Source organism: Shewanella sp. Isolate7, from assembly GCF_022398425.1.
In the GTDB taxonomy this organism is placed as follows: Bacteria; Pseudomonadota; Gammaproteobacteria; order Enterobacterales; family Shewanellaceae; genus Shewanella.
The window spans coordinates 25,299-48,830 of the sequence record NZ_JAKEVJ010000002.1; the positions used below are offsets into that span (position 1 = coordinate 25,299).

The window sequence follows — 23,532 nt, forward strand, 5'->3', positions numbered from 1 at the left end:
TCTGGGAAATTGAAACTGATGAAATTTTCAATTGATAGGGATGCCCTATTAAAGCCGCTTCAACTCGTGAGTGGGGCGGTGGAGAGACGACATAATTTACCGATTCTGGCAAACCTTTTAGTTGAAGTAAGTGGTCACTCACTTAAGTTAACCGGTACCGATTTAGAGGTCGAATTAGTCGGCCAGGCGCAGCTGCAAGGCGAGGTCCAAGAGGGCCGTACCACAGTACCAGCGAAGAAATTTCTCGATATCGTCAAGTCACTTCCCGATCAAGTTGAATTAAAAATTGAGCAGCAGGACAATCGTCTCTTGCTACGCTCGGGTCGCAGCCGCTTTACCCTGGCGACCCTACCGGCAGAAGAGTATCCCAATGTGGATGCCTTCCAGGCCGATATCGAATTTACCCTCAAGCAGGGCACCCTCAAGTCACTCATCGATGCCACTCAGTTTTCCATGGCTAACCAGGATGTACGTTACTACCTGAATGGTTTGCTGCTTGAAACCGAAGGCAATGTGCTGCGCGCCATCGCGACAGACGGTCATCGTCTGGCCCTGAGCCATCGCATGGTAGAAGATTCACTGCCAGAGAAGCAGGTGATCGTGCCGCGTAAAGGCGTGTTGGAGCTCCAGCGCCTGTTCGAGGGTGAAGATCTCGATGTCACCCTGGCTATCGGTGAAAATGCCATTCGCGCGACGACTCAGAGCGCAGTGTTTACCAGTAAGCTGGTGGATGGTCGCTTCCCGGATTATCGCCGCGTGCTGCCTAAGGGCGGTGACAAGATAGTTATCGCCAGCCGTAATCAGCTCAAGCAGGCGCTGCTGCGTGCCTCGATCCTCTCCAACGAGAAGTTTCGTGGCGTGCGCGTTCAGTTAGAACAGAATCTGATTAAGATCACCGCCAATAACCCAGAGCAGGAAGAAGCGGAAGAGATTCTCGATATCGAATATGACAACGCGCCCCTGGAGATCGGCTTTAACGTCAGCTATCTGCTGGATGTGCTCAACAACCTGCCATCGGATGACGTGCGTATCACGCTGATCGATGGTAACTCCAGTGCCCTGATCGAAAATCACGTCGAAGAAGATTCCATGTACGTCGTGATGCCGATGCGACTCTAGTCTTAAGCTGTGCGCGCCCACAAGGGCGTGCCTCTTCTTAGATGGCCCCTGTGCCATTGTCATGAGTATTAGATGAGTTTATCTCGCCTTCATATCGATTCCTTTCGTAATATCGCCAGTGCCCAGTTGCAGCTCGGTGACGGCCTGAATCTAATCTATGGCCAGAACGGCAGCGGCAAGACGAGTATTCTCGAGGCCATCTTCTTTCTGGGGATGGGGCGCTCCTTTCGCAGTCACCTGTCTCAGCGGGTGATTCAGAACGATCAGGACAAGCTAACCCTGTTTGCCCATCTGGAACATTGCGAGCAGGAGACCAAGATAGGGCTGAGGCGATATCGCTCCGGGGAAACCGAGGTCAAGATGAACGGCGAGAAGGTGAAACGTCTGTCCACCTTAGCCGAAACTTTGCCCATTCAGGTGATCACTCCCGAGAGTTTTTCGCTGCTTTTTGAGGGGCCAAAATCCCGTCGTCAGTTTATCGACTGGGGAGCCTTTCATACCGACAAAGGCTTCTACACCGCGTGGGCGAATGTAAGACGAATTTTAAAGCATAGAAATCAGATACTTAAAAGCGAAACTCCTTATCAACAAATTCAGTTTTGGGATAAGGAATTGGTGCGCTATGCCGAAATCGTGACTGAGATACGAAAGCGATATGTAGGCTCGTTAAATGAACGACTTAAGGGTATAATCGAAGAGTTTTTACCTCAGGTTGATGTTAAGGTTTCCTTTACCCGAGGCTGGGATAGTAAAACTGATTATCAGACCCTGTTGCAGGCACAATATCCCAGAGATGTAGCGGCGGGACACACGGCCAGTGGTCCTCATAAGGCCGACCTCAGATTAAGGGTCGGGACTTTGCCTGTACAGGATGCCCTATCCCGAGGGCAATTGAAGTTGCTCGTATGCGCACTGCGTATTGCACAGGGAAAGTTGCTCAAACAACAAATAGATAAAAACAGTATTTATCTGGTGGATGATCTGCCATCGGAATTGGATGCTAGGCACAGGCAACTCTTGCTGCAGCAGCTAAGCGATACGGGCGCACAAGTCTTTGTCACCGCCATCGAGCCTGCGGCAATAATGGATTCGTTAAACACGCCACCCGTTAAGGTGTTCCATGTGGAACAAGGGCGTGTAACGGTAATTGAATAACCGACGAGAGAATAATATGTCAGAGAATAGTTACGATTCTTCGAGTATTAAGGTACTAAAAGGCCTTGATGCGGTACGGAAGAGACCAGGGATGTATATTGGTGACACCGACGACGGTACGGGTCTGCATCACATGGTGTTCGAAGTGGTCGATAACTCTATCGATGAGGCGTTAGCGGGCCACTGTAATGACGTGATCATTACTATTCATGCCGACGGTTCGGTATCGGTAAAGGATGACGGACGTGGTATTCCGGTTGCTATCCACCCTGAAGAGGGGGTTTCGGCGGCTCAGGTTATTATGACGGTACTGCACGCCGGCGGTAAGTTCGACGATAACTCTTATAAAGTATCTGGTGGTCTGCACGGCGTGGGTGTTTCCGTGGTTAACGCCCTGTCTGAGAAGCTTAAGCTGACCATTCGCCGTGACGGCAAGCTGTATGAACAGTTCTACACCATGGGTGAGCCCGATGCGCCAATCGCCGAGATAGGCGAGGCTACCAACACAGGTACAGAGATCCGTTTCTGGCCAAGCCCAGAGACTTTCTCGGACACTCTTTTCCATTTCGATATCCTGGCTAAGCGTGTTCGCGAGCTGTCATTTCTAAACTCGGGCGTAGGTATTCGCCTGATCGATGAGCGCGACAACAAGGATGAGTTCTTCAAGTATGAGGGCGGTATCAGTGCCTTCGTCGATTACCTCAACCTGAACAAGACACCGGTCAACAAAGAGATCTTCCACTTCGTGCAGGAGCGTGAAGACGGCATCACAGTAGAAGTGGCGATGCAGTGGAACGACGGCTTCCAGGAAAACATCTTCTGTTTCACCAACAACATTCCTCAGCGTGATGGTGGTACTCACCTTGCCGGTTTCCGTGCCGCCTTAACCCGTAACCTCAACAGTTACATGGACAAGGAAGGCTTTAACAAGAAAGGCAAGACCTCTGCCACAGGTGACGACGCCCGTGAAGGTCTGACTGCGGTGATCTCGGTTAAGGTACCGGATCCTAAGTTCAGTTCTCAGACTAAAGACAAGCTGGTGTCGAGCGAAGTGAAGTCGGCCGTTGAGCAGACCATGGGTGAGAAGTTGGGTGACTACCTGCTGGAGAACCCGAACGAGGCTAAGCTGATCGTCGGTAAGATCATCGATGCGGCTCGTGCCCGTGAAGCGGCGCGTAAGGCCCGTGAGATGACCCGTCGTAAGGGCGCATTAGATTTAGGTGGTCTGCCAGGTAAGCTAGCGGATTGCCAAGAGAAAGACCCTGCGCTTTCTGAAATTTATATAGTGGAGGGTGACTCTGCGGGTGGTAGTGCCAAGCAGGGTCGTAACCGTAAGAACCAGGCGATTCTGCCGCTTAAGGGTAAGATCCTTAACGTGGAGAAGGCCCGTTTCGACAAGATGCTCTCTTCACAGGAAGTGGCAACCCTGATCACGGCGTTAGGTTGTGGTATTGGCCGTGACGAATATGACCCTGATAAGACGCGTTATCACAACATCGTCATCATGACCGATGCTGACGTCGACGGCTCGCACATTCGTACCTTGCTGTTGACCTTCTTCTTCCGTCAAATGCCTGAGCTTATTGAGCGTGGCTATGTGTTTATCGCTCAGCCACCACTGTACAAGGTGAAGAAGGGTAAGCAGGAACAGTATCTGAAAGATGATCCGGCACTGACCGAATACCTGACCAACTTGGCACTGGACGGCGGTGAGATCCATCCGTCTCAAGACGCACCGGCAATGTCTGGCGCGCCACTCGAGAAGTTGGTTTATCAATATCGCGAAGTGGAAGCGATTTTCGATCGCCTAGAGCAACGTTTCCCTATCATGTTGACCGAACGCATGCTGTATCAGCCTGGTTTGACCAGCGATACCCTGGCCGACGAAGCTAAGGTGAAGCAGTGGTGTGACAACTATGTGGCGGCCTTGACCGAGGCGGAATCCGGTGGCTTTATCTTTAGCGCCGAGCCTTTCCTCGACCCTGAGCGTCAGGTCTATCTGCCTAAGGTGACGGTACGTAAGCATGGTATCGATACCCACTATCTGTTCTCATACGACTTCTTGCAGTCGAGCGATTACCAGCGTATGACGGCACTGGCCGAAGCTCTGGAAGGTCTGATCGAAGAGGGCGGTTATGTGAAGCGTGGCGAGCGAGTGAAAGAGGTTTCTTCGTTTGTCGAAGCCCTGGATTGGCTGATGAACGACTCTAAGCGTGGCCTCTACATCCAGCGCTACAAGGGACTGGGCGAGATGAACCCTGAGCAGCTGTGGGAAACCACCATGGATCCTGAGTCGCGTCGTATGCTGAAGGTGACCATCGAAGATGCCATCGCCGCCGATCAACTGTTTACCTGCTTGATGGGTGATCAGGTTGAGCCGCGTCGTGACTTCATCGAGTCTAACGCCCTCAACGTGGCCAACCTGGACGTATAACAGGTTGCGAATGTGAAAAGCCCCGGAAGACCGGGGCTTTTTTGTATGTGTACGACGCAAAGCAAAGCTATCTTAGTGCTTCACGCTTGCCACAGGCTTTTGGTTATCGTTCCAGGCTTGCTCTTATCGCCCTGGCAAACTCCAGAGCCTCTGGATTGTCGCCATGAAGGCAGAGGCTGGTGGCCCGGCAGCTAACGACTTCACCGCTTAATGCCTTCACTCGTTGCTGCTTTACAATAGATGTGACCTGGGCAAGTACCCCTTGTGTGTCTTTGATGAGGGCACCAGGCTGTGCGCGGGGGGCCAGTGTGCCATCGGCCAGGTAGCCGCGATCGGCGAAGGCCTCTTCTATCACCTCAAGTCCTGCCAGCCTTGCCTGACTGACCAAGGGGCTGCCGGCCAGTATCATCAGCTTCAAATCAGGATCGATCGCCTTGATGGCTCGAATGAGAATACCGCCCAGGAGGGGATCCTGGGCCGCGTCGTTGTATAGGGCACCGTGAGGCTTAACGTGGTGAAGTTCGACGCCCAGCTCCTCGCATATGGCGCCTAAGGCGTTAATCTGTTGTATTAGTGAGTCAAAAAGCTGTTCGGCATCCATGTCGATAGACTGCCGCCCGAAGTTGGCCCTGTCGGGGTAGCTGGGGTGAGCGCCAACATTCACATGATATGCCTTGGCACGTTTAACGGTCGCCAGCATGCTCTGGTGATCGCCGGCGTGTCCGCCGCAGGCGACATTGGCCGAGGTGACTAGGGCTAACAGCGCCTCATCTTGGGCGCCGCCCTCGCCGAGGTCGGCGTTGAGGTCGATTTTTAGTGGCTTAACTTCCATCCATTGCCCTCGCTAAGCGGTAGAAATAGTGTTGCCATTCAAGGTTAGCATCTTCCACCTGGTTGGGGCTCACATGCTGAAAGCGGATCGCCTGCCCCGCTCTGGCCTGGGCCAGTTTCCATCTGTCGGCCTCGATAACCACCGCCATTCTCGGGTAGCCACCGCTGGTCTGCGCATCGGCCTGCAAGACGATAGGTTGACCGCCGGGCGGCACCTGGACAACACCCGGCAGCACGGCGTGGGAGCGGAGACTCAGCTGTTTGGCCGAGTCGAGTGACTCACCGGTTAGCCTGGCGCCCATGCGATCATTTTCGGGCGAGACTGTCCAGGCATAGTGCCAGAAGGCCTTACGATCCTGATCGCTAAACTGACTCATCTCCGGGCCGGGCAGGGCCTGCAAGATACCGTCGTTGGCTCTGTGCATTGCTCCGACGGGGCGGCTAAAACTCGCCTTGGCCTCAAGCTTGATACTGAGGGTGTCACCGGATGCCAGCCGGCCTCCTCTATGGCCACCGAACCGTCCGGCCAGGAAGGTGCCGCAGCCGCCAAGTAGCTCGGGCACAACCACGCCGCCTAAGATGGCCAGGTAACCCCACACGCCTTGTCTCGGTCCCTTCAGCGTCAGGCGTTCCCCTGGATTAATCCGCCCACGCCAGCCATGCCACAGGGGACGATCATCTATCTTGGCCTCGAAGGTGGCGCCACAAAGGGCGACCCAGCTTGGGGCCTCGAAGGTCAATTCATAGCTGCCGCTGGCGAGTTCGATGGCGGGGGTATTGTCCTCGTTGCCCAGCAGGCGGTTGGCGAGAATGAGCGAGTACCTGTCCATGGCGCCACCGCTCGGCACGCCGAGATGCCCCTGTCCCTGCCTGCCGAGATCTTGAATGCTGGCCAGGCCGTTTATGCTATCTAGCCGTATCATAGGCAGATCTCCACGGGTGTAAATCTTACTCTGTCACCAGGCTTGAGCAGGTTGGGATGCTCACTCTTGGGGTTGAACAGCACTTCCTTTGTTTGACCTATGATCTGCCAGCCACCGGGGCTGGCCAGAGGGTAGATCCCCGTCTGTTCACCGCCTATCCCCACAGAGCCTGCGGGAACCTCTAGTCTTGGGGTTGCCAGCCTGGGTGTGTGTAGCGCCTCGGGCAGGCCGTCGAGGTAGGCAAACCCAGGTTGAAAGCCGATGAAAAACACCCGGTAACAGGCCTGACTGTGAAGCTTGATCACCTCTTCCGGGTTGAGGTTATGGTATTTGGCGACGGCATGCAGATCCGGCCCCGCCTCACCGCCATAGTTCACAGGGATCTCTATGGTGCGGCTGTCGATCTCCTCAGTTGGCGCGCTGTGCCAAAGGGCGTCGAGTTTCGCCTGCAGGGCTTTTAAGTGTCTGCTCTCCCTGACGACGATCGTCAGATTGTTCATGCTGGGAATGGCCTCTTCGACGCTCGGTAAATGGCGCAATTGTTCGGCTATCCAGCAGAGCTTGGATTGCAGCGCCCAAGAGAGTGCGGCTTGGGGGGCGGGATCGAGAACCAGGGCGCGTTCGCCCAGGGGGTAGATACTTGTCTGCAAAGCGGGCATTAACCTGTGACTGACACTAATCATCTGAGTCTACCCAGCTTGAGGCCCAATAGCCATTAATCCCATGTTCGGACATAAAAAAACGCACCCCTAGGGATGCGTTTTTTGTTTAACGAGCAGCGACTTACTGCAGCAGCGAGATATCTGCCGCGTGCAGGAATTGGGCTCTAAGCTTAGCTAGCAGCGCCAGACGGTTCTGCTTGAGGGCTTCGTCGTCGGCCATCACCATCACGTCTTCGAAGAAGGTGTCTACGCTCTCACGCAGGCTGGCTAACAAAGCCAGTGCCTGTTGGTAGTCGGCATTGGCAAACAGTGGCTCCAGCTGTGGCTGCAGCTCGTTAAGCTTGCTGGCCAGTGCCTGTTCGGCGCTTTCCTGTAGCAGAGTCGCGTTAACTTCGCTGGCTATTTCACCCTCGACCTTGGCCAGGATGTTAGACACACGCTTGTTAGCCGCGGCCAGTGCAGAGGCCTGTTCCAGGCTTCTGAAGTGGGTAACGGCCTTGATACGGCTGTCAAAATCGGCAGGTGAAGTTGGACGACGTGCCAATACCGCCAGGATCACATCGACGCTGATGCCTTGATCTTGGTACCAGGCGCGGAAGCGACCCATGAGAAATTCGAGCACCTGCTCGGCGGTGTCGGCATTGCTCAGGTTAGCACCATGAAGTGCCTGTGCCTTGGCAATCAGGTCAACCAGATCCAGTGGCAAGTTGTTTTCGACACAGATACGCAGGATACCGATTGCCGCGCGGCGCAGGGCGAAAGGATCCGCCGCGCCTTTAGGCGCCTGACCTATACCGAAGATACCCACTAAGGTATCGAGTTTCTCAGCCAGTGCGACCGAGATTGAGATAGCTTGAGTCGGCACTGTGTCGCCAGAGAACTTAGGCTTGTACTGTTCTTCCAGGGCTAGGGCAACTGCCTCGGTTTCACCGTCCAGGCGAGCGTAGTGCATGCCCATGGTGCCTTGCAGATCGGTAAACTCCATCACCATGTTGGTCATGAGATCTGACTTAGAGAGTAGACCGGCACGGCCTGCCTGCTCGCTGTCGGCGCCAATGCCTTGAGCGACGAAGGCGGCGAGGGCAGAGATGCGCTCGACTCTGTCTTTGATGGTGCCAAGCTGTTGCTGGAATACCACGGTTTCCAGGCTGGCAAGACGAGATTCCAGGCTATGCTTCTTGTCGGTATTGAAGAAGAATTCAGCGTCGGCAAGACGTGGGCGAACCACTTTTTCGTTACCCGCGATGATCTGCGCCGGATCCTTAGATTCGATGTTGGCCACGAAGATGAAGTGCGGTAGCAGGGCGCCTGACTTATCGAATACCGGGAAGTACTTCTGATCGCCTTTCATGGTGTAGACCAGGGCTTCTGCCGGCACATCGAGGAACTTCTCTTCGAAGTTTGCGGTAAGCACGACTGGCCATTCGACCAGAGAGGTCACTTCTTCCAGTAGATCTTCATCTATCTCGGCTGTGCCACCAATGGTATCGGCAGCGGCCTGAGCATTGGCCTTGATCACGGCCATACGCGCCTGATAGTCGGCCATCACCTTGCCCTGGGTTTCCAGTGCGGTGAGATAGTTGTCTGCATGATCCAGCTCCAGGGTATCGACTCCCATGAAGCGATGGCCGCGTATGGTGCGCGCCGATTCGATACCCAGTAGTTCACCCGGGATCAGCTCATCGCCCATCAGCATGGTTACCGTGTGTACCGGACGGATAAATTGTGTCTTGTTGCTGCCCCAACGCATAGGCTTAGGAATAGGCAGCTTGTCCAGGGCGCGCTGAGCCATCTCGGCAACCAGTGACTTAGTCTCGACACCGACAACCTTGGCCTTATGTAGCAGCCACTCGCCCTTATCTGTAGTGAGGCGCTCGGCCTGGTCGACCGTGATGCCGTTACCACGGGCCCAGCCCATGGCGGCTTTCGTTGGGTTACCCTCGGCGTCGAATGCCTGGGCGATGGCAGGGCCACGCTTTTCAACCACCTTGTCGGCCTGGGCCGTAACCAGGGCGTTGACCTTAAGGGCCAGACGACGTGGCGCCGCGTACCAGGTAGCCGATTCATATCTTAGTTCGGCCTTTTGCAGCTCTTCTTCGAAGTTAGCCAGGAAAGACTCGGCTAAGGTGCGCAGGGATTTTGGCGGTAACTCTTCAGTGCCTACTTCAATGAGTAAGTTTTCAACATTCATTCTAATATACCTCTACTTACACATTGGGAAGCCAAGTGCTTCACGGGCTTGGTAATAGGACTCAGCCACTGACTTGGCCATGGTGCGCACGCGCAGGATATAGCGCTGACGTTCGGTGACCGAGATGGCATGACGGGCATCGAGTAGGTTGAAGGCGTGAGACGCTTTCATTACCTGCTCATAGGCAGGCAATGGCAGTGGCGTTTCTAATGCTAACAGCTCGTTACAGGCCTTCTCACAATCGTCAAACTGCTTGAACAGCACTTCGACGTTGGCGTGTTCGAAGTTGTAGGTCGATTGCTCGACCTCGTTTTGATGGAACACGTCGCCATACATGATCTTACCCATAGGGCCGTCGGTCCATACCAGATCATAGACGCTGTCGACTTCCTGGATATACATGGCCAGACGCTCTAGACCATAGGTGATCTCACCGGTAACCGGACTACACTCTAGGCCACCTACCTGTTGGAAGTAGGTAAACTGAGACACTTCCATGCCGTTGAGCCAGACTTCCCAGCCCAGACCCCAGGCGCCCAGGGTAGGAGATTCCCAGTTGTCTTCCACGAAGCGAACGTCATGGATATTCATGTCGACGCCTAAGGCCTCGAGAGAACCCAGGTAGAGTTCCTGAATATTGCTTGGCGACGGCTTAAGGACCACCTGGAACTGGTAGTAGTGCTGCAGACGGTTAGGGTTTTCACCGTAACGACCATCGGTAGGACGACGACAAGGCTGAACATAGGCGCTGCTCATCGGCTCAGGGCCAAGAGAACGCAAGAAGGTCATAGGGTGGAAAGTGCCCGCACCTACTTCCATGTCCAGCGGTTGAACGATGGCGCAACCTTGCTGCGCCCAGTATTCCTGCAGGGTTAAGATGAAACCCTGGAATGTTTTTACGTCATGTTTCGTCGTCATGTCTACTACTGTCGGCTTGTGATAGAAAATGGTTTCGATTATACCTTGTTGAAAAAGGCTTATGTAGGTTATTTTTTACCTTAACGGCGGAAAAATAGGAAAAAACACCATGGATGTTAAGCGTTGTGGCTGGGTCGGCGAAGATCCGCTATATCAGGCGTATCATGATGAGGTTTGGGGGCGTCCCGTGTATAACGCTAAGGAACTGTTTGCCAAGCTCTGCCTGGACGGGCAGCAGGCAGGACTCTCCTGGATCACCATACTCAAGAAGCAGCAAAATTATGAGGCTGCCTTTGCGGATTTTGACCCTTACGTTATTGCTAAGTTTGATGAGCAAAAGGTAGAGGAATTACTACAAAATCCTGGCATTATTCGTAACCGGCTCAAGGTGAACTCCATCATCAAGAATGCCAGGGGCTACATTGCTTTCGTGGAGCAGGGCAACGATTTCTCCGAATTTCTCTGGAGTTTTGTTGGCGGGCAGCCCAAGTTGAATCATTTTCAGCGGCTGGATCAGCTACCCGCGCAGACCCCCGAGTCGGAAGCTATGTCGAAGGCATTAAAAAAGCTTGGGTTTAATTTTGTCGGCCCGACCATCTGCTATGCCTTCATGCAGGCGGTTGGCATGGTCAACGACCATACCGCCGACTGTTTTTGCTACCAAGACAAGTCCAGTTAAGCGCATTAGTAACCCTTAAAGCGCATGGTGGAAGGGTCATCTGTCTGCAGATAGATGGCCTGAAACTGTGTCTCCCCTGTGTCGAGTCGAGTCTGCTTGATAAATGCGTAGTTCTTATCAAATTCACTTAATTTATCAATGCTTTGTTGGCTTATAGTGTCTGTTGTAAGGCTTAGGGCACAGATTCTGTCTCCGCAGGCATATTTTTCACTATATATGGCCTCCAGAAAATGAGCGAGTCTGTCGGCCAGTACCGTCTGGCGCTGTTGGCTGGTGGTATCATAGTTGTCGAGGGACTCGATGAGCTCGACATAGGCTTGCAGATCTTGATTGAGTAGCTGTTTTATCTGCTCACCATTAATGATCCCCTGTGCATCAATGATTTGTGCCACCAGTTGCTTGGCTGAGGTCAGATTGTCGTCCTTTACTTCATTCGATTCGTCTGTATCTGTATCGACCTTATTCCCGCTGTCGCTGTTTCCACTAATAAGGCCTGCTGTTTCTACCTTGCTGCTAGTCTGGTCCGGAGACTGATTTTGATCACTCTTGTCTTGGTTAACCTGGGCGGTGGCAATCCTTGCCTCATTTCTTGATTGAGTTCGGTATGCCTCTAGCATCAAGTAGCCGATGGCCGAGACGGATAATAGTATGAGTAGGGGGAGTTTTACGGATTTCATTTCCAGTGTCCTTTTGGGGTGCGCTCTTCCTGATTTAGCTGTGGTCGATTAGCTTAGGCTAATTTACTGCCGGGTGTAAATACAAGATATAAAAAAGGGTGTTCCACGTGAAACACCCTTTTTGCCTTTTAGGTCATTTTTGTTCTGTTTTTAAATTTTTCTGAAATTAAAATTCGTGGCGGATATTGGCCAGATTTTAAAATTCAAAACGTTTAATTTTCGAAGAAAAATGGTTTACGTTTGCTCTTGTCACCATTGAGTTGATTCATCGACTCGGCGTCGAACAGTTTACCGTTGACCATGGTGTAACTCACCTTGTCTGTGACTCGGATATCTTCCAGCGGATTGCCATCGATAACGATCAGGTCGGCCAGCTTGCCCGACTTGATTGAACCGAGTTGATGATCCATGCCGAAGGTTTCCGCCGGATTGATGGTGGCCGTCTTTAACACCTCCATGTTATCCATGCCGCCTTGGGCAAACATCCACATCTCCCAGTGTGCGGCTAAACCTTCACGCTGGCCATGGGCACCTATGTTTGGCTTCACACCAAGGTCGTTGAGTTCGTTTGCGACTCTGGCGACATTGAAGTGGTTATAGTGACCGTCCGGTGCGGTAGGGCGACGCATGGAGCGCGCCTCTAGCAGATCGCTCGGCACATACTTAGACAGACGAGGGTGAGACCAGACATCTGTTTTATCGTACCAATAGTTTTCACCCGAAATACCACCATAGGCCACCACTAGGGTTGGCGTATAGTGAACCTCTGTCTGGCTCCAGAACTGTTTGATATCGCTGTAGATGGCGGCCGCGGGCAGAGAATGCTCTACCGTGGTATGGCCGTCGGCGATCATGGTGAGGTTATGCTGTAGCAGGCTGCCGCCTTCTGGTACCACCATCATCTCAAGTTCTCTCGCGGCCGCGATCACCTGCTGGCGCTGATTGCGCCTTGGCTGGTTATAGCTCTTCACGCTGAAGGCGCCAACCTTCTTGAGGCGCTCCAGATGGAACCTGGCGTCGTCTACCGAGTCGATGTGAGAGGTATAGCCGGGTAAGTTCGCCCCATAGAGAATGGTGCCCGTTGAGAAGATTCTCGGCCCGACGATATTACCCGCCTTCTGCTGCTCAGATGCGGCGAAGATCTCAGTAGTGTCGTTAGATGGGTCGTGAATGCTGGTCACACCCAATGCCAGGTTGGCATACAGCTCCCAGTTCTGCTGAGGAATGATCTCATTCTCTCCTTGAGCGCCGTGGGCGTGGGCATCGAACAGGCCGGGCATAATGCTCTTGCCCTTGATGTCGATAACCTGGGCGCCATTAGGCACCTGAGTGTTGGCGTCGCCGACGGTGATGATCTTGTTGTTCTCGACGATCACCACGCCGTTTTCGATCACCTTGTCATCCTCCATGGTGATCACCCGTCCACCGACGAAGGCTATGGTTCCACGTGGAACATCGGCCTTCTTCTCGAAGCCAATCTGAGTGATCTTAGGTTCGATAGTCGGCGCTTTCTTGTCGGCCTGATAGTCGGCGTCGACATCCATCTGGTACAACTCTGGGCCAAGTGTCCAGTAGAGTTGCGAGCTGTCGCCGTTCCAACTAATGCTTTCACCGGCGCGAATGCTGAGCTGAGTCACAGGTAGGTTATCGGCCTTAGGACCTATCTCTATGGTCTCGCCATGCTTGGCAAATGGGGTGACCCATACCTTGAAACGCTCGGCAAAGGCCAGCTGTTTGCCGTCTGGAGAGACCCTGAATTCGGTAGCATGCTTGCTGGTGTAGTGCACTCGCTTCTGGAAACCGTGTAGGTTGATCGAGGCTAGCTGAGGTGTCTCGCCATGATCCATGAAGAAGACGCGATCACTGTCGGCACCAAACTGGGGTTGAAAGCCATCGGGTGTGATCTTGCGGCTCTCTTTGCCCTTGATGTCGACAACATAGAGGCCGGGTTCCTGTGACCAGGTGCGCGGCGTGATATAACCGCCCTTGATCTTACGGTAAACCACGAGATCGCCATCGGGAGAGAAGGTGGGTTCTACATACTTGCCAGGCTCTTGGGTCAGTGTCTTGCTGCGACCGCCACGAGCATTGATGATGCGGACGCTGCCTTGCTTGTCGTCGTCCCAAGTGGTGAAGACTATCTTCTTACCGTCACGAGACCATTGAGGATAGAGCTCTCTTACCTCATCGTCTAAATTGGTCAGGCGGCTAACCTTACCTTCAGGAAGACGCTTGATCCACAGCTTACCCAGTGCCTCGTAAACCACCTTATCACCGTCCGGTGATACTTGCGCCATGCGCAGCATCTTCACGTCGAAGCTGTCTTGATCGATATTCTGCTTGAAGCGCACCGAGGGTTGCACCGCGAGCTCTGTTTTCACCTTGAAGGGGATCTCTTTAACCGACTTGCTCTCAATGTCTAGGCGGTTGATCTTACCTCCTGCCCAGAAGACCAGTTCTTCATTATCTGCCGTCCAGCTCATGCTTGGATAAACGCCGTGGATGGCCCAGGTTTCCTGCATGTCGCGGTCGAGCTTGTCATAGAGCCTGGTCTGTTTGCCCGACTTAAGATCCAACAAATAGAGTGTCGACTGGAAACCATCGCGCTTGATGTAGGCGAGTTTAGTGCCGTCCGGGCTAGGGGTTGGGCGAATCGCGCCGCCGGTACCTTCGATCAGTACCTCTATGTCGCCGGTCTGGGTGTCATAGCGCTTGATCTTGTAGATGCCTTTGACCGAATCCTTGGAGTAGTGGAAAGTCTTACCCGGGGTGGCATCCTGACTGAAATAGACATAGCGACCATCCGGTGAATAAGCGGGCTCGCCCAGGTCTTTCTGTTCGTTCGGGCGTTCGGTTAACTTAACCCCTGTACCGCCGGCAACATGATAGAGCCAGACTTCGCCGGCACCCAGGCTGCGACTACCGGTAAAGTGTTTACGGCCGATGAGGTATTGAGAATCCGGGCTCCATGCTGGACTGTTGAGCAGGCGAAAGGTTTCCTTGGTGACCGGGCGAGGATCTGTACCGTCGGCATTCATCACCCAAATATTGTCGCCGCCATCTTCATCCGAGGTGAAGGCGATATGCTTACCATCGGGACTATAGACGGGTTGCATCTGCCAGGCGATGCCTTGAGCCAGTGGCTTGGCTTCGCCGCCTTCGATAGGCATCTGATAGATGTCACCCAGTAGGTCAAATACGATATGTTTGCCGTCTGGGCTGACACTGACGTTCATCCAGGTGCCTTCGGTGACGTCTATCTTAACCTGTTCCAGTGGGGCCTTGGTCGGAGCATTCACCTGCCAGGCTGAGTCGGCATCTTTGTCCGCCGCCCAGCTGGGCAGGGAAAGGCTGAGGGCGATCGCCGCGCAGAGGGGTGTTAATTTTTGTTTTAGCATAGGAGTTCCCAGTTTCATTATTATCCTTGGTTGGGCGCCTTAGAGTGGCTACATAGAGGTGTTGTATATAATCAGCCCTAGTTATCGCATAAATTCGATAACAGTAAAACCTAATTTCTGTGACATTTGGTGAATGGTGAGCATAGCCTGGGTGGCTTAAGTTGGGCTTAAATCCGGTTTAAGTTTGGCGGGCTCGAGAGGCATTGTGAATGTTGATACGACAGGGGAGTTTTGGCCAGGGACGAAGCCTATGTTGAAGCTTAAGCTAACCCTGGAGGGCGGATAGTTTGGCAGCCAGGGTGGCTGCCAGAGGAGGATGCTTAATCCGAGCTATTCGGCTAGCTCTACGCTATCGCCGATACTGATCTCGGCATCGTTAAGCACCCTGCAGGTGACGCCACCGCGCCAGTCGGGACGCAGGGCTGCCTCGAGTCCCGCATAAGCCATTTCCATCTTCTTGCAGGGATCGGTTTCGCCGGTGATCTCCAGTTCGAGCGAGCCGATTCGAATGATTTTGCCTAGGTCTTGCTTGCTGAAGCTGATGCCGTCTATGAGTAAGTTGGCTCTACGTGTGGTCCAGGGGAGTTCGGTATCGAGTGTCTGACAGGCATCTTGCCATTGCTGCGCCGACAGTAGGGTGACCTGACGTTTACCTGGCTTTCCAAATACATCTTGTGCGACTCCTGTGCTGGTGGTGACGAGTGCCGCCGAGGTTTCCAGCATGGGTCCACCTTTGACTACCTTGTAGCTAATGCCTTGTAAACTTGCCATTTTATTTAAAATCCTTTTGAATGCCGAATCTCAGTGTAAACCGTGACTCGAGCCGCTGGCAAGGGGATTCGGCAGTGTGCCGAGCGAGGCTAGGGGACGAGGGAAAAGGATTGCAGATAAGGCTGCGCCGAATGCATTACAGCCTTGAACGCTAGGGCAAGTGCTGGCTTAGAGCCCCTTCTTGATCAGGTACTGATAAGGGGTAGAGTCTGTCTGGCTGGCGATTAAGGTGTGATCCATAAATTCGCAGAAGCTGGGAATATCACGTGTGGTTGCAGGGTCGTCGGCAATGATCAGCAGCGTCTCTCCGTCACTCATCTTGCGCACCGACTTTCGCACCATCATCACTGGCTCGGGACAACGTAGCCCTAGGGCATCGAGTTGGTGTTGTGCTTGTGCAAAAGGGTCGCTCATATCGTAAACCTTAATTGAAGTGAGACCGGATGAAATAGAGGGGGCTAATATTACGCTAGCCGGACGGTTAAGCCAAGTCATGCCCCCTGGATTTGTGATCCTTCTAAGGACGTTTCACGTGAAACAGGCCTGATCATACCAAGGCGACGAAACGTGCCTGAGTCACCTCTTGAAGGTCTGTGGGAGTGAGCTCGATATCCAGGCCACGGCGCCCGCCACTGACATAGATCTCGGGCAAGTGCTCGGCACTTGTATCGATAAAGGTGGCAAGACGTTTCTTCTGTCCTATCGGACTAACCCCACCCAGCACATAGCCTGTACTGCGTTGAACCTTATCCGGCGCAGCCATGGCCGCCTTCTTAGCCTTTGCCGCCTTGGCCAGCTGTTTAAGGTTTAACTTCTTAGCTACCGGGATGATGGCGACCACAAGATTGCCACTGTCCAGTTCGGCCACTAACGTCTTGAAGACTAACTCGGTAGCAAGATTCAGCTTCTCGGCGGCCTCCAGGCCATAGGCGCCTGCATTGGCGTCGTGTTGATATTGATGGAGACGATAGGGGATCTTGGCCTTATCGAGCATCTTAGTTGCGGGTGTCATGATTCTCTCTTATTGGCGATTTACGCATAACCTTGACCAAAAGGTCTGAGTAGGGAAGTGTAGCGATAACCCGCCAGTTGAGGCTGTGATAGAGGGCGAGGTTTTTTGCTTCCGTTTGCAGGTACAGGCTGTCGGCGCCTGAGGCTAATGCGTAATGCTCTGCGGTGGCTATCAGTCTCTTGGCAATGCCTTGTCCTCTATTAGCAGATATTACATAGATGCCGCCTAGCCACACGCTATCGACTGGATACTCTGGGTGTTCCTGATATCTGAGTTGAATCGCGCCGACGGGAAGGCCGTCCTCTAAGGCGAGCCAGAGTTACGGGATCCCCGAGAGTTGCAGATATTGGCTTAGCGTATGAGTCAACTCAGCCTGAGTGCGATTGGCACCTAAGTGCCCCCACTCCTCGTGATACCAAGCAGCGACCTGCGCTATGGCCTCGGGCTTGTCGATCAGCCGGACTATCTCCATCTGCATTCATCTCCGTTAGGGTTTCCAGTAAAGATATTATACCAATCGTAATAAACAATTGATCATTCTAGCTTGTTAAAACGCGTGATAACTGTATTAGTATTTTTAATTGTAGAATAACTACTTATCTAAAAATCCTGCTCTGTTCTCAAGCGTTTTTCCTGCGCTATTTCTGATCACATGTTTACTGTGATTGGTATTACAGGTGTGGCGATGAAGTGAAAGTCCTGAGAGTGCTAACCCTAGGGCCTGTTGACCTTTTGAGAACAATTTTTGTTCTAATTGAGCACGTTCAAATCGCGGCATGAGGCTTGAAGTATAGTTATTCTATATAAAAGCCGAGTAACAAAGCGTTGAACGTGCTCAAGACGAACCCTGCGGGCAGCGTCTGTATCATTTTTTTACTGCGTTATCGCTCATTGATGTAGCACACTAGATTACAATCGCTCTGCCTTGTATAAAAGCGATACAGAATGCTGCAAAAATGAACGCGAAAGATAAACAGGCCCTAGATCATCAGGTTTCACGTGAAACAAAAAAGGAGCGACTCGGTCGCTCCTTCTATCAGGCTAATATTCGGGGGGCGGGTTATGCGCGCTCGAATACCGTTGCTATGCCTTGGCCCAGGCCGATGCACATAGTTGCCAGACCTAAGGTCGCATCTTTGCTTTCCATCAGGTTGATTAGCGTAGTCGAGATACGTGCACCCGAGCAGCCCAGCGGGTGACCCAGGGCGATGGCGCCACCGTTGAGGTTAACCTTCTCATCGACCAGATCCATCAAGCCCAGATCCTTCACACAAGGCAGCGACTGCGCGGCAAAGGCCTCGTTGAGTTCGATAAGGTCTATGTCATTCATGGTAAGGCCTGCACGCTGCAAGGCTTTCTGAGTGGCCGGTACTGGACCATAGCCCATGATGGCCGCGTCACAGCCAGCTATCGCCATTGAGCGGATGCGAGCACGAATCGGCAGACCCAGTGCCTTGGCTTTCTCTTCTTCCATCACCAACATGGCCGAGGCGCCGTCTGACAGTGCCGACGAGGTGCCTGCGGTGACAGTGCCGTTGGCCGGGTCGAATACCGGACGCAGTGTTGCCAATGATTCCAGTGAGGTCTCGGGACGAATAACCTCGTCATGCATCACCTTGACCAGTGCGCCGTTGGCATCGTGACCTTCGATGGCATGGATCTCGTTGGCAAAGCGTCCCTCTATGGTGGCCGCGTGAGCACGTTGGTGTGAACGTACCGCAAACTCATCTTGCTGCTGACGCGTGATGCCGTGCATCTTACCCAGCATCTCGGCGGTCAGACCCATCATGCCAGAGGCCTTGGCGACATTGTTGGCCAGGCCGGGGTGGAAGTCGACGCCGTGGTTCATCGGCACATGACCCATATGCTCGACACCGCCGACGATAAAGGTATCACCCATGCCTGTCATGATGGCGCGCGCGGCTTGGTGGATGGCTTCCATCGACGAGCCACACAGACGGTTTACCGTGACGGCGCCGGCTTGTTTCGGGATACCGGCCAGTAGCGCCGAGTTACGTGCAATGTTGAAGCCCTGTTCCAGCGTCTGCTGTACACAACCCCAGATGACGTCTTCTATGGTGTTAGGGTCTAGTTGAGGATTGCGCACCAACAGCGCCTTCATCAGCTCGGCAGAGAGCGTCTCGGCGCGTACATTTCTAAATACTCCAGCCTTAGAGCGGCCCATGGGAGTACGGATGCAATCTATAATAACTGCTTGTTTCATTATTCTATTCCTTCCGGGTGATTAGGCTGGGTAGTAGCTGCCGTTGGCGGCGGCCAGTTCACGCATCTTGTCGGTTACCTGATACAGGCCACCCAAATGGGCGTACTGATCGGCGAGGGCGACGAAGTTAGCGACACCTAAGGTGTCCAGGTAGCGGAACACACCTCCTCTGAATGGAGGGAAACCGAGTCCATAAACGAGTCCCATATCGGCTTCGGCTGGCGTGGCGATGATGCCTTCTTCCAGACAACGTACCGTCTCGATGATCATAGGGATCATGGTGCGGGCGATGATCTCGTCGCTGCTGAATTCCTTCTGCTCGCCGAAGGCGTTACCGAGGAGTTCATAGCTGAGCGGGTCGACCTCTTTCTTAGGCTTACCGCGGCGATCCACCGAATATTGATAGAAACCTTTGCCGTTCTTCTGACCGAAACGCTCGGCCTCGAACATGACATCTATGGCGTCTTTGCCTTGTTTCGCCATTCTGTCTGGGAAACCTTCGGCCATTACAGCCTGGGCGTGATGACCCGTGTCCAGACCGACTACGTCGAGCAGGTATGCGGGGCCCATAGGCCAGCCAAACTGCTTCTCCATCACCTTATCGATGGCCGCGAAGTCGGCGCCATCTTCCAGCAGGCCGCTAAAGCCGGCGAAGTAGGGGAAGAGTACGCGGTTAACGAAGAAGCCAGGGCAGTCGTTGACCACGATAGGCGTCTTGCCCATTTTGGCGGCGTAAGCCACGACGGAGGCGATGGTCTCTTCAGAGCTGTGCTCGCCGCGGATAACCTCAACCAGCGGCATCTTGTGTACCGGGTTGAAGAAGTGCATGCCACAGAAACGCTCTGGCTTCTGTAGGCTCTTGGCCAGTAAGTTGATGGAGATGGTCGAGGTGTTAGAGGTGATGATGGCATCGTCGGCAACGACTTGCTCTACCTCGGCCAGTACGGTCGACTTGACCTTAGGATGTTCGACAACGGCTTCCACCACCACGTCGGCTTGCTTGAGCGCGTCATAGTCCAGGGTGGCGTGGATGTTGTTGAGTACACCCGCCATCTTGGCCGGTGTAGAGCGGCCGCGATTGATCTGTGCGGTGAGCAGCTTAGCCGCCTCATTTAGCCCAAGATCCAATGCCGCCTGATTGATATCTTTCATTACGATAGGCGTGCCCTTGCTGGCACTCTGGTAGGCGATACCGCCACCCATGATACCCGCACCCAACACGGCGGCCGAGTCAACCGAACTTGCCTGCTTGGATGCCTTCTTGGCCTTGCCTTTTACTAACTGATCGTTGAGGAAGATGCCGATAAGCGCCTTGGCCACGTCTGTCTTGGCCAGCTTGATGAAGGCCTGATGTTCTACCTGCAGAGCCTCGGCACGTTCACTCTCGGCGGCCTGCTCGATCACCTCGACGGCGGCCATAGGCGCCGGATAATGTTTACCGGCAACCTTGAATACCATGCCCTTGGCAGTGGCGAAAGACATCATGGCTTCCAGCTTAGGCAGGGTGAGTGGCGACAACTTACGCTGACGACGGGCCTGCCAATCTATCTTCTCGGCGATGGCATCTTGTAGCATCTGGCGCGCAGCCGTTTCTAGCATTTCGGGGGCGACAACCGCGTCGATGGCGCCAACTTTGAGGGCGGCTTCCGGGCGTTGATCTTTACCTGTGGTGATCCACTCCAGCGCGTTGTCTGCACCAATCACGCGAGGCAGACGAACGGTACCGCCGAAGCCTGGAATGATGCCTAGCTTGGTCTCGGGAAGGCCGATGCGCGCCGTGGTGTCGGCGATACGCAGGTCCGTGGCTAAGATGGTTTCACAACCACCGCCCAGGGCGAAACCCTTGATGGCCGACAGGGTGGGGAATGGCAGATCTTCGAGCTTGTTGAACACCTTGTTGGCGTCTTCTAACCAGCCCTGTAGCACGCTATCTTCTTGTGCAAAAAGTCCCAGGAATTCTGTGATGTCGGCGCCTACGATAAAGGCATCTTTGCCCGAGGTGAGCATCAGACCCTTGACGCCTTGAGTTTGTGTCAGGGCATCGAGTGCGTCGTTAAGAGAATTGAGGGTCTCTCGATCAAACTTATTGACTGAGCCCTCGGCGTTAAAACAGAGCCGAGCGATATTGTCTTCAAGTAATTCCACTTGAATCGTAGGACTTTGGTAGATCATTGCTTGCTTCCTTATTGCTTAAAGAGCGCCACCCACTATTAGAATCTTATAGCGTGGGTAAAAATCTCTATCTTACAGCAGGCCATCATTTGACCAGTTGCTGCTCAGTGTGCGTCTAAATCAGATAAATTTCAACACCCAATTTAAACACTCGTTTAATTTTGTTCGATTAGGGGGATTTTTGCCCTTATGTTAGACTCACTAGATCATAGTCGCTGTACTAAAAATAGCGCCTTTTCATTACACCTTTTCAGCCAAAGGGAGGGGTGAAAGAAGGGGCCGAAAAAGAATAACAGGAAGCCTATTATGGAAAACTTAGCCACCCTTTATCCCGCCCATATTGCCGAACTCAACCGGCGTGTCGCCGAGATCACCGCAAGAGAGCAGTTGGCCGGCTTAGTGATTCATTCGGGTCAGCCCCATCGTCAGTTTCTCGATGATCTGGATTACCCTTTTAAGGTTAATCCCCACTTCAAGGCCTGGCTTCCGGTTATCGATAATCCCCACTGCTGGCTGATAGTGAATGGTCGGGACAAGCCGCAGCTCATCTTCTATCGTCCGGTGGATTTCTGGCATAAGGTCGCGGATCTGCCCGATGATTTCTGGACTGCAGAGATAGAGATTAAGGTGTTGACCAAGGCGGATAAGGTGGCGGATCTTCTGCCGACTAACTTGCAAGAGTGGGCCTATATTGGTGAGCACCTGGATGTCGCCGATGTACTCAGCTTTGGCAGTCGCAACCCTGAAGCGGTAATGAGCTACCTACATTATCACAGAGCCAGCAAGACAGAATATGAGCTGGCCTGCATGCGCAAGGCGAGTGAGATAGGTGTGCGTGGTCATGTGGCGGCCAAGAGCGCCTTTTATGCGGGGGCCAGCGAGTTTGAGATCCAGCAGGCCTATCTGGCCGCGACCGATATGGGTGAGAACGATGTGCCCTATGGCAACATCATAGCGCTGAACCAAAATGCGGCCATACTGCACTACACGGCGCTTGAGCATGTGTCGCCCAAGCAGCGACTCTCTTTCCTTATCGATGCCGGCGGCAGTTTCCATGGTTATGCCTCGGATATCACCCGTACCTATGCCTTTGAGAAGAACCTGTTCGGCGACCTAATCGCCGCCATGGACAAGCTACAGTTGGATATCATCGACATGATGCGTCCCGGCGTGAAATATGTGGATCTGCATCTGGCGACTCACGAGAAGCTGGCGCAGCTGCTGCTGAACTTCAAGCTGGTGCAAGGCGATGTGCAGGGACTAATAGAGCAGGGGATCACCAGCGCCTTCTTCCCTCACGGCCTGGGGCATATGTTGGGCCTACAGGTGCATGACATGGGGGGCTTCCTCCACGACGAGCGCGGCACGCATATTGCGCCGCCTGATGCGCATCCGTTTCTACGTTGCACCCGTACATTGGTGGCCAACCAGGTGCTGACCATTGAGCCGGGCCTGTACATCATAGATACCCTGCTCAACGAGTTTAAGCAGGATGGCCGCGCCGAGTCGATTAACTGGGCTATGGTGGATCAGGTGCGTCCTTTCGGTGGCATTCGTATCGAAGACAACGTGATTGTCCATAGCGATCGTAACGAGAATATGACCCGTGATCTGGGTCTGCATGGTTAACAGGTAAGGCGTTTTTGAGCGAGAGTTATCCCATTCCGGCTCAGCCGATCACCATAGAAGAAGAGATAAAGCATAGCCGCTTTATCTCTTTTCTCTTTCATTGCCCGTCTGAAGAATTGCTGAAGTGTGCACTTGCTAACATTAAGTTGGAGTATCCGGGGGCGAATCACTATTGCTATGCCTTTATCGCCGGTGCGCCCGACAATAATGTGGCCATGGGCAGTAGCGATGATGGTGAGCCCTCTGGCAGTGCAGGCCGCCCTATGTTGGCGAGCCTGCAAGGTGCCGGGATAGGTGAGATATGTGCGGTTGTGGTGCGCTATTTTGGCGGCACCAAGCTTGGGGTCGGCGGCTTAGTGCGCGCCTACAGCTCTGGCGTTAAACAGGGGTTGGCACAGCTGGAGACAGAGGTTAAACAGATCCGATATCCTGGAAGGCTGGCGTGTGACTATCATCAGCTCAAAGATGTGGAGCACTTTCTCGAACTTTGCGACGGCCAGATCTGCGACAAGATATTTACCGACAGGGTGAGCCTGAGTTTCGAGATGCCCAGGGCGAACCAGAATCGTTTCAATCAGGAGTTGGCGACGTTAAGCCAGGGACGCCTTAAGGCGGAGTTTTCCGACTAATTCGGGAGCAGGCTAACATGTTCGCAAAGGGCTTTTTGCCTCGGGTCACAAAGTGCCAATAAATTTTATACAACTGCCGGGATAAACTATGCGAGAATGTGCCAGTGC

At 53.4% G+C, this 23,532-nt stretch carries 19 protein-coding genes; 6 read left to right on the forward strand and 13 right to left on the reverse strand.

Annotated elements, in window-relative coordinates; translation table 11 throughout:
- Window positions 1–18: 18 nt before the first annotated feature.
- The 3 genes from dnaN (at window position 19) to gyrB (ending at window position 4,708) form a co-directional block, all read left to right on the forward strand.
- Window positions 19–1,119: a DNA polymerase III subunit beta gene (gene dnaN, locus L1D47_RS00730; RefSeq protein ID WP_239853839.1), complete on the forward strand. Its 1,101-nt coding sequence runs from the start codon at window positions 19–21 to the stop codon at window positions 1,117–1,119.
- A 72-nt stretch (window positions 1,120–1,191) separates the two neighbouring features.
- Window positions 1,192–2,274: a DNA replication/repair protein RecF gene (gene recF / locus L1D47_RS00735; RefSeq protein WP_239882172.1), complete on the forward strand. Its 1,083-nt coding sequence runs from the start codon at window positions 1,192–1,194 to the stop codon at window positions 2,272–2,274.
- A gap of 16 nt (window positions 2,275–2,290) precedes the next feature.
- Entirely contained in the window at window positions 2,291–4,708 is a 2,418-nt protein-coding gene (gene gyrB, locus L1D47_RS00740; RefSeq protein ID WP_239882173.1) for a DNA topoisomerase (ATP-hydrolyzing) subunit B, read from the forward strand.
- Window positions 4,709–4,811: 103 nt separating this feature from the next.
- Here the strand turns inward: gyrB and pxpA are convergent, their stop codons facing one another.
- The 5 genes from pxpA to glyQ form a co-directional block, all read right to left on the reverse strand.
- On the reverse strand, window positions 4,812–5,540 hold the full coding sequence (gene pxpA / locus L1D47_RS00745; RefSeq protein ID WP_239882174.1) for a 5-oxoprolinase subunit PxpA: 729 nt from the start codon (window positions 5,538–5,540) through the stop codon (window positions 4,812–4,814).
- On the reverse strand, window positions 5,530–6,462 hold the full coding sequence (locus L1D47_RS00750; protein ID WP_239882175.1) for a biotin-dependent carboxyltransferase family protein: 933 nt from the start codon (window positions 6,460–6,462) through the stop codon (window positions 5,530–5,532). Before L1D47_RS00750 ends, pxpA begins: the two co-directional genes overlap by 11 nt.
- Window positions 6,459–7,121, reverse strand: coding sequence for a 5-oxoprolinase subunit PxpB (pxpB, locus tag L1D47_RS00755; protein ID WP_239882220.1), 663 nt, complete (start codon window positions 7,119–7,121; stop codon window positions 6,459–6,461). The genes L1D47_RS00750 and pxpB overlap by 4 nt, the downstream gene beginning before the upstream one ends.
- Before the next feature lie 124 nt (window positions 7,122–7,245).
- Complete coding sequence (gene glyS, locus L1D47_RS00760; RefSeq protein WP_239882176.1) at window positions 7,246–9,315, reverse strand: glycine--tRNA ligase subunit beta; 2,070 nt, start codon at window positions 9,313–9,315, stop codon at window positions 7,246–7,248.
- A gap of 12 nt (window positions 9,316–9,327) precedes the next feature.
- Window positions 9,328–10,233, reverse strand: a complete 906-nt coding sequence (gene glyQ, locus L1D47_RS00765; protein WP_011863820.1) for a glycine--tRNA ligase subunit alpha — start codon at window positions 10,231–10,233, stop codon at window positions 9,328–9,330.
- A gap of 109 nt (window positions 10,234–10,342) precedes the next feature.
- Here glyQ and L1D47_RS00770 point away from each other — a divergent pair, with 109 nt between their 5' ends.
- Complete coding sequence (locus tag L1D47_RS00770; RefSeq protein WP_239882177.1) at window positions 10,343–10,912, forward strand: DNA-3-methyladenine glycosylase I; 570 nt, start codon at window positions 10,343–10,345, stop codon at window positions 10,910–10,912.
- A 5-nt stretch (window positions 10,913–10,917) separates the two neighbouring features.
- Here the strand turns inward: L1D47_RS00770 and L1D47_RS00775 are convergent, their stop codons facing one another.
- The 8 genes from L1D47_RS00775 to fadB form a co-directional block, all read right to left on the reverse strand.
- Entirely contained in the window at window positions 10,918–11,589 is a 672-nt protein-coding gene (locus tag L1D47_RS00775) for a hypothetical protein (protein WP_239882178.1), read from the reverse strand.
- A gap of 212 nt (window positions 11,590–11,801) precedes the next feature.
- On the reverse strand, window positions 11,802–14,987 hold the full coding sequence (locus L1D47_RS00780; protein ID WP_239882221.1) for an amidohydrolase family protein: 3,186 nt from the start codon (window positions 14,985–14,987) through the stop codon (window positions 11,802–11,804).
- A gap of 330 nt (window positions 14,988–15,317) precedes the next feature.
- A complete protein-coding gene (locus L1D47_RS00785) occupies window positions 15,318–15,758 on the reverse strand; it encodes an MOSC domain-containing protein (protein ID WP_041509618.1) in 441 nt (146 codons plus the stop codon).
- A 168-nt stretch (window positions 15,759–15,926) separates the two neighbouring features.
- Window positions 15,927–16,172 carry a sulfurtransferase TusA gene (tusA, locus tag L1D47_RS00790; protein WP_239882179.1) on the reverse strand — a complete coding sequence of 82 codons (246 nt, stop codon included), beginning with the start codon at window positions 16,170–16,172 and terminating at the stop codon, window positions 15,927–15,929.
- 133 nt (window positions 16,173–16,305) lie between these two features.
- Window positions 16,306–16,770 carry a Cys-tRNA(Pro) deacylase gene (gene ybaK / locus L1D47_RS00795; protein WP_239882180.1) on the reverse strand — a complete coding sequence of 155 codons (465 nt, stop codon included), beginning with the start codon at window positions 16,768–16,770 and terminating at the stop codon, window positions 16,306–16,308.
- A 319-nt stretch (window positions 16,771–17,089) separates the two neighbouring features.
- Window positions 17,090–17,248 (reverse strand): hypothetical protein, encoded by a 159-nt coding sequence (locus L1D47_RS00800; RefSeq protein WP_239882181.1) that lies wholly within the window; start codon window positions 17,246–17,248, stop codon window positions 17,090–17,092.
- Window positions 17,249–17,830: 582 nt separating this feature from the next.
- Entirely contained in the window at window positions 17,831–18,994 is a 1,164-nt protein-coding gene (fadA, locus tag L1D47_RS00805) for an acetyl-CoA C-acyltransferase FadA (protein WP_239882182.1), read from the reverse strand.
- 21 nt (window positions 18,995–19,015) lie between these two features.
- The gene (gene fadB, locus L1D47_RS00810; RefSeq protein WP_239882183.1) at window positions 19,016–21,166 is read right to left on the reverse strand and encodes a fatty acid oxidation complex subunit alpha FadB; all 2,151 of its coding nucleotides are present in this window, start codon (window positions 21,164–21,166) and stop codon (window positions 19,016–19,018) included.
- Between the two features lie 306 nt (window positions 21,167–21,472).
- Between fadB and pepQ the strand changes: the two genes are divergently transcribed.
- Both pepQ and L1D47_RS00820 read left to right on the forward strand, forming a co-directional pair.
- Complete coding sequence (gene pepQ, locus L1D47_RS00815) at window positions 21,473–22,795, forward strand: Xaa-Pro dipeptidase (protein ID WP_239882184.1); 1,323 nt, start codon at window positions 21,473–21,475, stop codon at window positions 22,793–22,795.
- 14 nt (window positions 22,796–22,809) lie between these two features.
- Window positions 22,810–23,424 carry a YigZ family protein gene (locus L1D47_RS00820; protein WP_239882185.1) on the forward strand — a complete coding sequence of 205 codons (615 nt, stop codon included), beginning with the start codon at window positions 22,810–22,812 and terminating at the stop codon, window positions 23,422–23,424.
- Window positions 23,425–23,532: the final 108 nt, after the last annotated feature.

Bases quoted from the DNA above. Each gene is read 5' to 3' on its own strand.
- dnaN (WP_239853839.1), top strand. From the start codon at position 19: ATGAAATTTTCAATTGATAGGGATGCCCTATTAAAGCCGCTTCAACTC.
- recF (WP_239882172.1), top strand. From the start codon at position 1,192: ATGAGTTTATCTCGCCTTCATATCGATTCCTTTCGTAATATCGCCAGT.
- gyrB (WP_239882173.1), top strand. From the start codon at position 2,291: ATGTCAGAGAATAGTTACGATTCTTCGAGTATTAAGGTACTAAAAGGC.
- pxpA (WP_239882174.1), bottom strand. From the start codon at position 5,540: ATGGAAGTTAAGCCACTAAAAATCGACCTCAACGCCGACCTCGGCGAG.
- L1D47_RS00750 (WP_239882175.1), bottom strand. From the start codon at position 6,462: ATGATACGGCTAGATAGCATAAACGGCCTGGCCAGCATTCAAGATCTC.
- pxpB (WP_239882220.1), bottom strand. From the start codon at position 7,121: ATGCCCGCTTTGCAGACAAGTATCTACCCCCTGGGCGAACGCGCCCTG.
- glyS (WP_239882176.1), bottom strand. From the start codon at position 9,315: ATGAATGTTGAAAACTTACTCATTGAAGTAGGCACTGAAGAGTTACCG.
- glyQ (WP_011863820.1), bottom strand. From the start codon at position 10,233: ATGACGACGAAACATGACGTAAAAACATTCCAGGGTTTCATCTTAACC.
- L1D47_RS00770 (WP_239882177.1), top strand. From the start codon at position 10,343: ATGGATGTTAAGCGTTGTGGCTGGGTCGGCGAAGATCCGCTATATCAG.
- L1D47_RS00775 (WP_239882178.1), bottom strand. From the start codon at position 11,589: ATGAAATCCGTAAAACTCCCCCTACTCATACTATTATCCGTCTCGGCC.
- L1D47_RS00780 (WP_239882221.1), bottom strand. From the start codon at position 14,987: ATGCTAAAACAAAAATTAACACCCCTCTGCGCGGCGATCGCCCTCAGC.
- L1D47_RS00785 (WP_041509618.1), bottom strand. From the start codon at position 15,758: ATGGCAAGTTTACAAGGCATTAGCTACAAGGTAGTCAAAGGTGGACCC.
- tusA (WP_239882179.1), bottom strand. From the start codon at position 16,172: ATGAGCGACCCTTTTGCACAAGCACAACACCAACTCGATGCCCTAGGG.
- ybaK (WP_239882180.1), bottom strand. From the start codon at position 16,770: ATGACACCCGCAACTAAGATGCTCGATAAGGCCAAGATCCCCTATCGT.
- L1D47_RS00800 (WP_239882181.1), bottom strand. From the start codon at position 17,248: ATGCAGATGGAGATAGTCCGGCTGATCGACAAGCCCGAGGCCATAGCG.
- fadA (WP_239882182.1), bottom strand. From the start codon at position 18,994: ATGAAACAAGCAGTTATTATAGATTGCATCCGTACTCCCATGGGCCGC.
- fadB (WP_239882183.1), bottom strand. From the start codon at position 21,166: ATGATCTACCAAAGTCCTACGATTCAAGTGGAATTACTTGAAGACAAT.
- pepQ (WP_239882184.1), top strand. From the start codon at position 21,473: ATGGAAAACTTAGCCACCCTTTATCCCGCCCATATTGCCGAACTCAAC.